The organism is Deltaproteobacteria bacterium (assembly GCA_016874755.1).
Classification (GTDB): Bacteria; Desulfobacterota; Binatia; order UBA9968; family UBA9968; genus DP-20.
In genome coordinates this window covers 1-12,555 of the sequence record VGTH01000011.1, presented here as the reverse complement: position 1 = coordinate 12,555, position 12,555 = coordinate 1, and the positions used below count along the sequence as shown (strand labels likewise).

Annotated in this window: 12 protein-coding genes and 1 pseudogene; 6 read left to right on the top strand and 7 right to left on the bottom strand. The window is 57.2% G+C overall.

Annotated elements, in window-relative coordinates; all coding sequences use genetic code 11:
* The 4 genes from FJ145_08760 to FJ145_08745 all read left to right on the top strand — a co-directional run bounded on the left by FJ145_08760 (nt 1) and on the right by FJ145_08745 (nt 4,464).
* The gene (locus tag FJ145_08760) at nt 1–1,029 is read left to right on the top strand and encodes an ABC transporter substrate-binding protein (protein ID MBM4261508.1); all 1,029 of its coding nucleotides are present in this window, start codon (nt 1–3) and stop codon (nt 1,027–1,029) included.
* A gap of 29 nt (nt 1,030–1,058) precedes the next feature.
* Entirely contained in the window at nt 1,059–1,841 is a 783-nt protein-coding gene (locus FJ145_08755; GenBank protein MBM4261507.1) for a hypothetical protein, read from the top strand.
* Nucleotides 1,842–1,988: 147 nt separating this feature from the next.
* The gene (locus FJ145_08750; GenBank protein ID MBM4261506.1) at nt 1,989–3,281 is read left to right on the top strand and encodes an Hsp70 family protein; all 1,293 of its coding nucleotides are present in this window, start codon (nt 1,989–1,991) and stop codon (nt 3,279–3,281) included.
* A gap of 115 nt (nt 3,282–3,396) precedes the next feature.
* Entirely contained in the window at nt 3,397–4,464 is a 1,068-nt protein-coding gene (locus tag FJ145_08745) for a hypothetical protein (protein MBM4261505.1), read from the top strand.
* A 243-nt stretch (nt 4,465–4,707) separates the two neighbouring features.
* Here FJ145_08745 and FJ145_08740 read toward each other — a convergent pair whose 3' ends face one another.
* From FJ145_08740 to FJ145_08725, 4 genes and pseudogenes are all read right to left on the bottom strand, one after another.
* Nucleotides 4,708–5,289: an RES domain-containing protein gene (locus FJ145_08740; protein ID MBM4261504.1), complete on the bottom strand. Its 582-nt coding sequence runs from the start codon at nt 5,287–5,289 to the stop codon at nt 4,708–4,710.
* Nucleotides 5,166–5,603 (bottom strand): DUF2384 domain-containing protein, encoded by a 438-nt coding sequence (locus tag FJ145_08735; GenBank protein ID MBM4261503.1) that lies wholly within the window; start codon nt 5,601–5,603, stop codon nt 5,166–5,168. The genes FJ145_08740 and FJ145_08735 overlap by 124 nt, the downstream gene beginning before the upstream one ends.
* A 136-nt stretch (nt 5,604–5,739) precedes the next feature.
* Nucleotides 5,740–6,036 (bottom strand): 4-hydroxy-2-oxovalerate aldolase, encoded by a 297-nt coding sequence (locus FJ145_08730; GenBank protein MBM4261502.1) that lies wholly within the window; start codon nt 6,034–6,036, stop codon nt 5,740–5,742.
* Between the two features lie 139 nt (nt 6,037–6,175).
* Nucleotides 6,176–6,966: pseudogene (locus FJ145_08725) on the bottom strand (2-keto-4-pentenoate hydratase).
* Here FJ145_08725 and FJ145_08720 point away from each other — a divergent pair.
* The gene (locus tag FJ145_08720) at nt 6,965–8,338 is read left to right on the top strand and encodes a hypothetical protein (protein MBM4261501.1); all 1,374 of its coding nucleotides are present in this window, start codon (nt 6,965–6,967) and stop codon (nt 8,336–8,338) included. The pseudogene FJ145_08725 and the gene FJ145_08720 sit on opposite strands and share 2 nt — an antisense overlap.
* Nucleotides 8,339–8,447: 109 nt before the next feature.
* Nucleotides 8,448–8,909, top strand: coding sequence for a hypothetical protein (locus FJ145_08715; GenBank protein MBM4261500.1), 462 nt, complete (start codon nt 8,448–8,450; stop codon nt 8,907–8,909).
* Between the two features lie 271 nt (nt 8,910–9,180).
* Here FJ145_08715 and FJ145_08710 read toward each other — a convergent pair whose 3' ends face one another.
* From FJ145_08710 to FJ145_08700, 3 genes are all read right to left on the bottom strand, one after another.
* Complete coding sequence (locus FJ145_08710) at nt 9,181–10,299, bottom strand: extracellular solute-binding protein (protein MBM4261499.1); 1,119 nt, start codon at nt 10,297–10,299, stop codon at nt 9,181–9,183.
* A gap of 128 nt (nt 10,300–10,427) precedes the next feature.
* Complete coding sequence (locus tag FJ145_08705; GenBank protein ID MBM4261498.1) at nt 10,428–11,540, bottom strand: extracellular solute-binding protein; 1,113 nt, start codon at nt 11,538–11,540, stop codon at nt 10,428–10,430.
* 8 nt (nt 11,541–11,548) lie between these two features.
* Nucleotides 11,549–12,304, bottom strand: coding sequence for an alpha/beta hydrolase (locus FJ145_08700; GenBank protein ID MBM4261497.1), 756 nt, complete (start codon nt 12,302–12,304; stop codon nt 11,549–11,551).
* Nucleotides 12,305–12,555 lie beyond the last annotated feature (251 nt).

The following is a 12,555-nucleotide window of genomic DNA, read 5'->3' as shown; positions in this document are numbered from 1 at the left end:
ATGAAGCTCCGAGCCAACGCTCCATCACTCGATTACTCCAGATTCGTGCTCGTGCTCGCGCTCACGGTGGTAACGGGGATCGTTTCGGAGTTGCGTGCCCAGTCGCTCATCAAGGTCCCCTTCCCCTATTCGCCGATCAACGCCAGCGCGCTGCCCTTCTTCATCGCCAAGGACACCAAGCTCTACGAGAAATACGGCCTCGACGTCGACCCGGTCTTCGTCGGCGCCTCGCAGTTGATCATCCAGTCGATGCTTTCCGGCGCCGCCAATGTGGCCGGCTTCGGCGGCCCGGCGATTGTGACGAATGTGTTGCGCGGCGGCGACATCATCACCGTCGCGGCGATGACGCCCCTGACGATTTCACTCGTGGCGCATCCGAGCATCCAACGGGTCGAAGAGCTCAAGGGCAAAAAGGTTGGCATCAGCCGTCTCGGCGGCATTCCTCATTTTGCGATTCAGTTGATCCTCGACCGCTACAACATGAAAGACGTAACGATTTTACAAATGGGCACCCAGTCTGAAGCCGAAGTTGGCCTGCGCCGCGGCGCCATCGACGCGGCCGTATTGTCACCGCCGCAGCTTTATTTGCTGCAGCGCGACGGTTTTCGTGAGCTGGTCGGCGCCCAGGACTACACCAAGCTCGGTATCAAGTTTCTCTCCGGCGGCATCGCCGCGCGCCGCTCCTACGCGGTCAAGAACCGCGATGTGATCGCGCGCATGATCAAAGCCACTTTCGAAGGCGTCAAAGTCATCTTCACCCAAGAAGCGCTGGCAAAGAGAATTCTTTCCAAATACACGCGCCAAACCAACCCGGAGATTCTCGACAAGCTGCACAAGTTCGCGACGGAGACGATTCCGCGCGACCCGACTATTCCTCGTGAAGCCATCGTCAATATGTCACGGCTCATGGGCGAATTTGGCATCGTCGAAAAAGCACAAGTCAGCGCGACGACGCCGGAAGCCTACTTCGACAACAGCTACGTCGACGAAGTCAAGCAGTCGGGGTTCTTCAAAGAGCTGTGGAAATAGATCGCCTGCGGCCGAAATTGAGTCAGTCCATGAGCAATTTTTTTTCCGGTCGCTGGCTCCCGCTAATCATTGCAGTCGGGGTCATCACGTCAGCGCTGCCGGCATCGGGCGGAACGCCCGACGACGCCGATCCCGCCGCGCGCATGGCGCGCTACGATCTGACAAAGTCCGATATTGACGACGTCGATCGCACGCTCGGCGACGCCTTCAAAAACTTGTCAGAGATCTGGAGCAGGATTTTCGCCGAGAATCGTCTCAGCTACAGAAATCCCGCGCTCAAGCGCTACGTCAACAACGGCACGGCGCGGTGTGGTTTGAATTTTCTCCGGGTGGGCAACGCCTATTACTGCCAGCCCGATGACGTCATCTGGTACGATCCAATTTTCCTGGCTCGAGTGAAAAAACTGGTCGCCGCGCGAAGCAAACAGTCCGCCGATGCGGTGCCGGTTCTGATCGTCGCGCATGAGTGGGGCCATGCGGTGGCGGCCCGGTTGGGATTCGGCAAACAAACCATTGGCACCAACGTAGAAAACGATGCCGACTGCTACGCCGGCGCAGCCACGCGCGAGCTCATCAAGCTGCGGCGGCTTCCCGCCACCGCGCTGCAGGAAGCAGAGCAGATGTTTGAACTGATCGGCGAGCCGGACTCCAAAGCGACCGGGACGTTCGACGATATCCCTTCCCGATTGCACGGCGTTAAATCCGAGCGCCAGTTAGCTTTCTCCCGTGGAGCGGAGTCGGGAACCAAGACTTGCCAAGCTGAAAAGCGCTACTACGACATACTGCGAAAAGTTCAGAAGCCGATTAAATGAAGACCTCGCTTTGACCCCGAGCACGAAGCGGCCAGCGCCAATTTTCAGCTCGAAACGCAGGTTTGAAACGGCGTGATCGGACATCCTGAGTTGAGCTGAAGGGGGCTCCGGACGCCGTAAACACCGTGCGTCCGGCACGACTTATTGATGCCCAACGCTTTCGGTCTCGACTTCGGCACAACGAACAGCGCGCTCGCTTGCGCGCGCCGCGACCGTTCGGTCGAGCTAGCGCAATTCGGCGGCGGCGCGACGTTTCGCTCGATCCTTTATTTCGAAGAAGACGAGACTGCCAAGCTTCATCGACTCCGGGTCGTCGCCGGCCCCGATGCGATCCAGCGCTATTTGAACGCGAAAACGCCGGGTCGGCTCATCCAATCGACCAAATCCTATCTCGCCAGCCGATTGTTTCAGCAAACCCAAATACTCGGCGAGACTTACTCGCTCGAAGAATTGATCGGTGTGTTGCTGCGCTACCTGCGCAAATCGGCCGAAGCACAATTCGGCGACTTAGGTTCCACGGTGGTCGTCGGCCGCCCCGTCCATTTCAGCGGCACCAAGAAAGATGAAGACGACGAGTTCGCGGTGAGCCGGCTGCGCACGGCTTTCAGGAACGCCGGCTTTGACGACGTGCACTTTCTGCCGGAACCGGTCGCCGCCGCTTACAAATATCAGCGAACTCTGGACCACGACGAGCTGGTATTGATCGCCGACTTCGGCGGCGGCACCAGCGACTTTTCGCTGGTGCACCTGCATGCCACACGACCAGGCTATAGCTTCAGCGAACAAGTCATCGGCCAAGTACTTGCGAATGACGGTGTCGGCATCGCCGGCGACATGTTCGATAGCAAGCTCGTGCGCAACCTGGTCGCGCCCATGCTCGGCTTAGGTTCGCAGTACAAAACGGAGTTCGGCAAAGTCCTGCCGGTGCCCAACTGGATCTATGAGCATCTCGAGCGCTGGCATTATCTCTCGTTTCTCAAGAATCGTAAGAACATGGAGCTGCTGCGACAGCTGCACTTTCAAGCCCGTGAGCCGCAAAAACTCGCGGCATTGATCGACCTCGTCGATCACGACCTCGGCTACCGCTTGTACCAATCCACAGAAGCGGCTAAGTGCGCGCTGTCCGAAAGCAACAACGCGCGATTTCGCTTTCACGAAGCCGCCGTCGACATTCAGAAAAGCGTCCTTCGGGATAACTTCGAAAGCTGGATTAGTCCCGAGCTGCAGCAAATTGCCAGGTGCGTCGACCGATTGCTCGGCACCTGCAGCGTCGCTGCCAAGAACGTCGACGCCATATTTATGACCGGCGGTTCCTCTTTCGTCCCGTCCGTGCGCCGTATCTTTGAGCAAAAGTTCAGCCACGCACCGATCCGCGCCGGCCAAGAATTCACTTCGGTAGCCGAGGGGTTGGCGCTGCACGGGTTGGAACTGTTCAGTTGATGTCCCTTGCTCCAAGCCCTTTGCTGTTGCCTATTGCCTCCTGCCTTCCCGCGATTGACACCACTGCCACGTTCGCACTAGAAGTGGGCTGACTCATCCCAACAAGGAGAAGCCCATGGCTATCATCGACGCCGACGCCCACTTGATCGAAGGAGCACAAACCTGGACGTTCATGTTGGAAGAAGAACGTCATCTCGCGCCCGAGCTTTTGATCTCGCAAAAAACCGGCATCGAGTTCTGGCGCTTCGAAGACCGTGTGCTGGCCAATTCCAACGTTGGGCTTAACGTGCCGCCGGAGTCGCGCGACATGCTCGATGTCACGTCACGCCTGAAACACATGGACGCGCTCGGCATCGACATTCAAGTGCTCTATCCAACACTGTTTTTGCGCCCGACAACCGCCCGCGCCGACGTCGAGCTGGCGGTCTATCGCGGCTACAACCGCTGGCTCGCGCATATCTGGAAGCTGGGAAACAATCGCCTGCGCTGGGTCGTGCTGCCGCCGCTGCGCTCTATAAATGAAGCCATCGATGAAATTCGTTTCGGCAAAGAACATGGCGCCTGCGGCATTTTCATGCGCGGCCACGAAGAGGGCCGACTGTTGTCCGACAGCTCGCTTTTTCCATTGTACAAAGTAGCGGAACAACTCGATCTGGCTATTTGTGTTCATGCCGGCACGGGTGATTTCGCCTACTACCACCAATACGGCCAAGATGTTTTCTCGCGCTTCAAGTTGCCCTCGGTGGGCGGCTTCAATAATCTGATCTACCAAGGCATTCCGGCGAAATTTCCCAAGCTCCGCTGGTCGTTTGTCGAAACCACCGCCCAATGGCTGCCCTACGCTGTCAACGATCTGGTGATCCGCACCGAAGCCGAGCGCGCCTTTCAGCGCAACAACGCCGGCCACGTGCTCACGCAAGCGCGGCCCAAAGAACGCACCATCCATGCGTCCACTATCCTCGCCGACAATCGCGTCTACGTCGCCTGCCAAACCACGGACGATCTCGCCTACATCGCAAGCTGCGTCGGCGAAGATCACATCACCGTCGGCACCGACTACGGCCACGCGGACTACTCCAACGACATCGAAGCGTTTCAAAGCTTGGCCCAAGACGGTGGGATCAGCGTAACGTTCGCGAAGAAAATTCTCGGCGAGAATGCCAAGCGGCTCTACGGTTTGTAAAATCTTTTTCAGACTTAAATACAGGTGCTGCACCGGTTGAAGTTCGGCACCGGCGCGCAATTGCGTGCCGTCACCCGTGTGACGGCGTGCGCAAAAGGGTGGCTTCGCTCGTTAAGCTAGCGCTCCTTGTGACTTCGTTAGTTTCTGTGAATATCTTTCGCCGTAGCGGCAGCACTTACGGGTTAGTTAGATTGCAAGATTTGCAAGCACGACAGCTTATTTTTGATTTATACCAGTGGGCCATCAGGTCAAAAGGCGGGCGTCGAAAGTAAATTCCTGCGGTTTGCCAAGGGTGATTTTCCGGAAGTCAGGGTGGTTGGGATTAAGTACGTAATTCAGCTCTTCCGGTATGATAATGCTCGGCACAGCCAAGACCACCGATCGCGATTCTCTCACCCAGGCGTCACCGATCCCTTGGGTGGAGGGTGGCGGTGGCTCTTGTCGCCAATCTTGTGACAGACCTCGTAGCGGTAGCGTTTCAACCAGTGACTCGGGAAATTGAAAAGGGAATGCGGTGAATCGGTTGGGCCTTCTGAGGTCACGGTGGACGAGAAGTTCTAATGCCGCGAGGGACTTGTGCTGGCTACCATAGAGAACCGCCACACCGGAGGAATTCCAGCGACCACCAAATAATTTTGCACCCTCGCCAATAAAGGCGTCGTGAGCACGAGCGTCCGGCACGATGCGCCATCCCGACGCCATCAGGAATAAACGCCGTACTCGATCCGGCCCAGGAGATTTTCGACCTCGCGGGCGCCGATCTCCGTTTCTGCATAGTCCAACGGCACGGCGCCACCCAAACCAAATTGGGGAGCTTTTAGCCATTGGCGCGCCGCCTCGATGCCGCCTAGGACTGTCGCTGCCTTTCCTATCAATCGGGCTAATCGCACAACTCGGTCGGACTCCGCTGGCCCCAGCCGCCCCTGCGCCTTTCTTCGATGGAGGGTGGCGTTCGAGATGCCCAGTTTCGACGCAAGCTTCTCCATCGGCATATCCAGGCTATTCCGCAAAGCCTCCAGCTCCTGAACGGGTAAGCCGCCCTGAACCTGCTGAATAATCTTTGTCGAGGCTAACATCCTGGAGCCGGACTTGCCTCGGACTTTATCAGACGAAACGCGAAGGTAAGACTCCACAATCATTGCCGCAGGCTTGGCTTTCGGCGATTTTGTCTTTTTCAGCACAGCTCCCATTTGATAATATAAATAATGTCATATGACACCCCTGTCAAGCGAACCCGGCCAACTGTCAGAAAGAAGATAAACGGTGGACCGAATCTTACGACGCAGCGCCGCGCTTTTGTTTTTCGGCCAGCATCATCGCCGCTTCGACTATCATGTCTTCTTGACCGCCAACGACTTTGCGCTTGCCGAGCTCAACTAAGATATCACGGGCGTCGACGCCGAACTGTTCGGCGGCTTTGTCGTCATGCAAAAGAAAACTCGAGTAGACTCCGGCATAGCCCATGGTGAGACTCACTTTGCCGATGCGCACCGGCTTGGGCATGATCGGCCGGACGATGTTCTCCGCCACGTCCATGATCTTCCATAAGTTGATGCCGGTTTCATAGCCCATCTTGTCGGCACGGCGGCGGGACGATGCCGGCCATGAGCGTCGGGCGCAAGGTTTTGCTTCGTTTGAGTTTGTACAACAAGTCCGTGCCGATGTTGCCGGACCCGAGAATGGCCGCGCGGATCTGTTCCATCGGTTTACCTTAAATAAAGCGTACCGAAACGGTGCCGAGCCCATCGTAAGAAGCCTGCAGCAGATCATTTGCTGCAACATCGACAGCACCGCACAGGGCGCCCGGCATGACGATGTCGCCGGCATTCAAACTCACGCCGAACTGACCAATGGCGTTAGCCAGCCAGGCACCGCTACGGCGGGGTGGCCGAGGACAGCGCCGCCGGCGCCGGTTTGAACGATGTCGCCGTTTTTTTCCAAGATCATGCCGACCAGTTTTAAGTCGCGCTCGTCGACGCGACGCGGCGAGCTGCCGAGCACGACCCGCGCCGATGACGCGTTGTCCGCAATCGTGTCGCAGAGCTTGATCTTCCAACCCTCGATGCGGCTATCGATAATCTCCAATGCCGGCACGACAAAGCGCGTGGCGGCCATCACTTGCATCGGCGTGACGCCCGGGCCTTTGAGGTCACGATCCATAATGAACGCAATTTCCGGTTCGATCTTTGGCTGCATCAGTGCGCCGACGCGAAACTGCGCGCCATCCTGCAGGACCATGCCGTCAAGGATATGGCCGTAGTCCGGCTGGGCGACGTTGAGCATCTTCTGCATCGCTTTACTGGTAAGACCGATTTTTTTACCGACGACTTTGGCGCCGGCGGATTTTTTCAAATCGATAAACGCCAGTTGAATGCGATAGGCGTCTTCCTGAGTGATGTTGGGAAATTTTTCGGTAAAAGGTCGGAGCGCCGCTTTGGTTTGCTCGGCGCGAAATAGCGCCTGACCCTCTTGGGCGATTTGTTCTCGGGTTAATCCTGCCATGGATATCGAGTCCAATCTCAGCGGCTGTTGCCGCGCTCGTGTTTTGCTAGTCGGATATCACGTCAGCGCGGGCAAACCAATCCACGTTTGGCGACCGGTCAGGGATGCACCCGCTGGAATCGACTACCATGTTAGGTCCGTTGTTCGTGCAGCGTTGGTCGTGTTATGTACGTGGTCGTCGCTGTTCTGCGCGCCAGGAGGAGGCACACCCATGCGCCAAGGTTTTAAAGTTTTTGACTCGGATACACACCTCGCTCCAAACTTTGAGACCTTGGAGCCTTATTTCGATGCCAACACTCGCAAGCGGATCCCAGAGTGGGAGGAGTTTAAAGTACCATTTCGTGTCGGCTGGTCCGGCGAGATTCTAGAGCCGCCTTATGGTCACCGGTTACAGTTCAAGAAAAGATCCGGCTGGCGCCAGAAGCTGCGGGTGTTGGGCGAAGCGGGGCCGAGGGAAGAGGCCAAGCGGCATCACCCGAAATTTATGGGCAGCCGCTTTCCATCGCCGGGCGTCTCCGATGAAAACTTCGAAGCGCGCATTCGCGATATGGACGAAGAAGGCGTCGATGTTCAACTCATGCTTCCTCCAGCGCCGCCGCCTTCGGACGACGTCGATATTGAGCTTGGATTTATCCGCGCGGGTCACCGATTTTGCAACGACTTTTGTGGCAAATATCCCCATCGGCTCAAAACTCTCATCGTGGTGAGCAATAAAGCGGTCGACGCATCCGTGGCAGAAATCAAAACCTGGGCGAAGGCACCCTGGGTCGCCGGGATTTATCCGCACTTGGATGAAGGCTTTCCCATCGACCACCCCGATCTTGAGCCGATCTGGGCCGCTGCAAATGAAGCCGGGCTCTGTGTCGCGCATCACAGTTTTACCGAGGGGTTCCCTGGCTACCGCGATCTGTGGGACAACCCGTTCCTCGGCCGAAGCGCTTCGCACCCGTGGGCTGCGATGCGAGCGATGGCGGCATTTTTCGGCGCCGGCATCATGGAGCGCTACCCGAATATTCGCTACTGCGTCCTTGAGTCCGGCTTTGGCTGGCTGCCGTTTTGGGCCGCGCGGATGGACGATCAATGCGAGTACATCTCTTACGCACTTCCAGAAAGCATGACTCGCAAGCCGAGCGAATACCTTGCCAACGGGCGTTTTTTCGCCAGCGTCGTGATCCATGAAGGCGAGAAGATGGCAAGAATGGTCACCGACTATCTCGGCGACGGTTTGCTGATGTATTCGTCCGATTATCCTCACCCAGAATCCCGCTTTCCGGGCTCCATCGACGTCGTACTGGCGTGGAAATCTCTTGGCGATGAGGTCATGCGCAAAATGCTCTGGGACAACGCGGTAAAATGCTTCGGAGAGCCGTAAGAACTTTGTTCAAAGTTCAAGGTTCAATGTTCAAGGGTTCAAGTAGGCGAGCACATCTCACGTACCGTGCCGTATTTCGATTTATCGTTCCGTTCCGAAAGGGGATCTCATGGGAGAAATTCTTGGGATTGGCTATAGTCACGGACCGGGAATTACCGGGCCGCTAACACGGCTGACGGATATCTACTTGCGCCGCAATCTGCAAAGCGAACTGACGCCGGCGCACATGAAGGATCCCAAGAATTGGCCGAAGAAGATGCAGAATGTCTCCGACCCGCCGCCTCCGGCGCCGCCGCCCTGGCGTTGCTATGATCTCGGTAAGGCTGTAGCGGAAGTAATCAAACAGAGCCCGTGGCGCGCGGTGGTCATTGGGTCATCGAGCTGGTCCCACGCGTCGCTCACAAAGAAGAACTATTTGCTCTGGCCCGACGTAGAAACGGACCGCCAGCGATTAGCCGACTTGAAAAGCGGTGAGCAGCGCAAGTGGCGGTCGGTGTGCGCCAATTTCAGAAGACTCACCAGGGAGGTCACGGAGAACACGGAGGAAGAAACAGAGGAAAGAGCTTTGTAAAACAATTTTCTAAGGCTCTTTTCTTCGTGCCTCTGTGAACTCCGTGTTACTATCTTTGAAGATTTGCGCGATTTGCAAAAACTCTCGGATGACTCACCACGGAGCGCACAGAGGACACGGAGAAACTGACAGAGGAAAGAGATTCGTGAAACAAATTTCCGAAAGCCTCTCTCTTAATTAACTCCGTGACCTCCGTGTCCTCCGCGGTGAGTGCTCCGAATCTCTTGGCTGCGGCTACGCCGCGCTGTATCCTCCGGGGTGAATAATCAGACTACTTTTTTTGTTTTTCCGCGTTTGCCAGCGCCTCTTCAAAAACCGCCAGCGCCGGCTTTATATCCGTCCATTCAACCTGGCTGTCGAGGTCGAGATAGTTGACTCCCGCGGCGCGGCGGTTCTCTGGACTGACGTCGTTTTTCGGAATATCGATGCGCAGCGAATCGGCCGTCTCGGCAGCGTTCTTGGCTAGAGTTTTTTGCAGTGCGATCTGGCCATCGCGCGAAAGAAACCAGTTGATGAAAACCCTCGCCGCATTTGGGTGAGGCGCGCGATTCACGAGGCCAAGCGTGCCGTATTGCGTCACCAGCGGCGCGCCTTCCTTAAAATTCACAAACTCGTCGACCGGTAGTCCCTGAGCTTTGGCCTTGTCGCTGTCCGCGCAGAACAAGCACAGGCTCGCCTTGCCGCTCGCGAGCCAATCGATACCCTGGCGAAAGTCACGGAAGAGCGTCACCTCCATCTCGCCGAACAACTTCTTGATGAAAGCCGGGCCGATCGCCGGGTGCAGGTAGAAAAAGCGCATCGGCGCGCTCCCCGGCCCGGGAACGCGCACGTCGCGCGCGATGATTTTGCCTTTCCACTTTGCATCGACCAAGTCCCACACCGAGTGAATTTCCTTCGGGTTGACCAGCTTGGTGTTGTAGGCGATGTTGCCATTTTGCCGCGTGCCGACGTAACGAAAGATGAACTGCCCTTCGGGGTCGGCGTAGCGGTGCTTACCCTGATACCAGAGCGATTCATCGGTCACTTCGGGCAGCAAGAGCGCGGCTTTGATCGGATCGAAGCTTTTGGCCAAATGCAGCACCCGATAATTGGAACCGATGCCTTCGCTGCTCACGTCGGCGAGAAACTTTCCGGCGCGGCGCTCGGCGAGAATGCGTTTAGCGTTCTCGCCGCCGCGGCCGCCGACCCAGGTCGCCTTAATCTCGGGAAAGGCTCTTTGAAATGCACCCGATTCGAGGACGGCTTCCCAACCGCCGATGTAGACATTGACCTGGCCTTCCTTCTTCGCCGCCTCAACGGTTTTTTCCCATTCTTTTTTCCAGTCCGACTGAGCGCGCGCCTCCGCCAGGCATAGCAATACGGCGCAAGCCGACAAGACAAGGTTTGACATTGGCAATTTCCTCCCACGGCAGTTTCTATGCCGGTTTTGGGTAGGTGTTCGGTGTCACGACCGCGCTGCCATAAGCGATGCACGGGTGCCAGCAATGGGCGGTGACTGTTGGCGACTATCATACATATTCAATTTTTACGTGCGTTGCGCGAAAGTGCCTGATTGACGACGCGCTGCATCGGCTCGGAATCGATCCAATCTTCTTTCCAGGTGACAACGTATTTCGCGCCTTCTTTGCGCCGCGCCACCGGCCGCACATCATTTTTGGCAATGTCGATGCGCAGTGAGTCGTTGATCCCGCCATCTTTTTGCAAGGCGAGCTGGCCCTCGCGGGACAAGAGCCAATTGAGAAACACTTTCGACGCGTTGGGGTGTGGTGATTTATCCAACCACGCCAGCGTGAACGCTCCCGGCTCCAACATGCCGCCCTCTTTCCACACCCCAGTGTCAATGACGTTGATCGGCAATCCCTGCGCTCTTGCTTGCAGCACGTCATCGCCATTGCTGAACAGCATGATCGAAAATCTTTTCTGCGCCAGCCAATCGATTGCCTGGCGGTAATCGCGCGATACCATCACAACCTGATCGCGGAACAGCCGGTTCAGAAACTCGGCGCCGAGCTGAGGATGAAAATACGCAGCGCGCGCACCGCTGCGGCCATAACCGGTGGCGCGCGGATCGATGACCACGATCTTGGCCCGCCACTTCTCCTGCAGCAGGTCCCAAAAGGAATTAAGCTCCGCCGGGGCAACCGCGTCCGTATTATAAGCCACCATGTTGATCGACACGCTGCCCACCGGCACGAAAATATATCGCCCTTCGCTGTCGATGTACTGGTGTTTGCCGGACCACCATTTCGACTCGTCTTTGACTTCGGGAAGCAGCAGCGCCGACGCGATGGGCTGGAGCGCTTTGGCTTGATAGAGTGTGTAGGGCGAGGTGTTGCCGATGCGCGCGATATCGGCGAGATACTTGCCGCCGCGGCGCTCGGCCATCATGCGCGCCAAGAGATCGACACCCCGGCCCTGAACGACGCGGACTTTGATGCGCGGAAATTTCTTTTCGAATTCGCTCAGGAAATTAAACTCGCCAACAGTGTAGTAAGTAAATTCGCCCTCTTGCTCAGCGGCTTTGATCGCCCGCTCCCATTCCGCCTGCCAAGCCTCCGCTCCCTCGACCGCTGTTTGCGTGCCAAGAAGAAACAGTGCCAGGGAAAGAAGGACAACCAGCATCGGTTGCATCTCGCTGCCTAAACGGGGGCGAGCCGATGCGCCCGGAGGAAGGAACGTATCTGGCGCACCGCCAGGGGAACTCGTTCCTTCGGTTCCTTCCACGGGAACATGCTCACCTCGCCCTTCGGCGCTAGCAGAGCGGACTCCATGGCAACCGCATACGGGTGCGGTGGGATGTCGTCCGGCAGGACCAGCACCGGGGTTTGGCAATGGCGCACGAAATCGCGCGTCACGCACCAGACGAAGTCTGGGTTGGAGAGGTACATCTTGGTGAGAAATTTGTCGACCATCTCTATTGTCAGGTCGGGCCGACGCTTAACCAGTTCCGGGCCCCACTCTTTCATGTTGTGATCGTACGCCTGGTTGGGCCGCTCCGGGCGACAGCCGCTCGGCTGCGCCATCACCGAGGCAACGATACGACCGGGGGCGCGCTTCAAAAGGTTCCAAGCCAAAGGTCCGCCGATGCAGAAGCCCATCACCACGAACTTGTCGATCCCCAAGTGGTCCATCAGACCGATTTGATCATCGGCAGCGGCTTCCCACGGCCGTTCGATCTCGAGCGGGCCGGAGGACTGTCCGCCATTGGCGTTGCGCAGATCCGCGAAGATGCAGCGATACTCTCCCCCGAACTCTTCGATCGTACTAAAAGGCCTGCCGCGCTTCAGACCGGCAATCGTCGAGTTCAATCCTCCGCCAGGGATGACCAACAACGGATAGCCCGAACCGGCCTCCTCGTAATAAATGCGAACGGCGCCTTTTTCGTAGAACGGCATTGCAGTTCCTTTCCAACGATTTCGCCACGGCAAAATGCAAGCCTATATCAAGTTCGCTGGTGTTTCGATAGTGCCGCCGCGCCCATCAAGTCGTCCTCGACTTCAGCCGGTAGCGACAGCGCTGGAGCCGTTGTCAATAGGTGTGTAAAAAGATACTAGGCGGCGACCCTCATCTCTTTGCCATTGTCATACTTCGTCCCGCGCGCTACTTTTCCGACAAGCTGTGGTGCGTTCAGTTTGCGGAAGCTCTT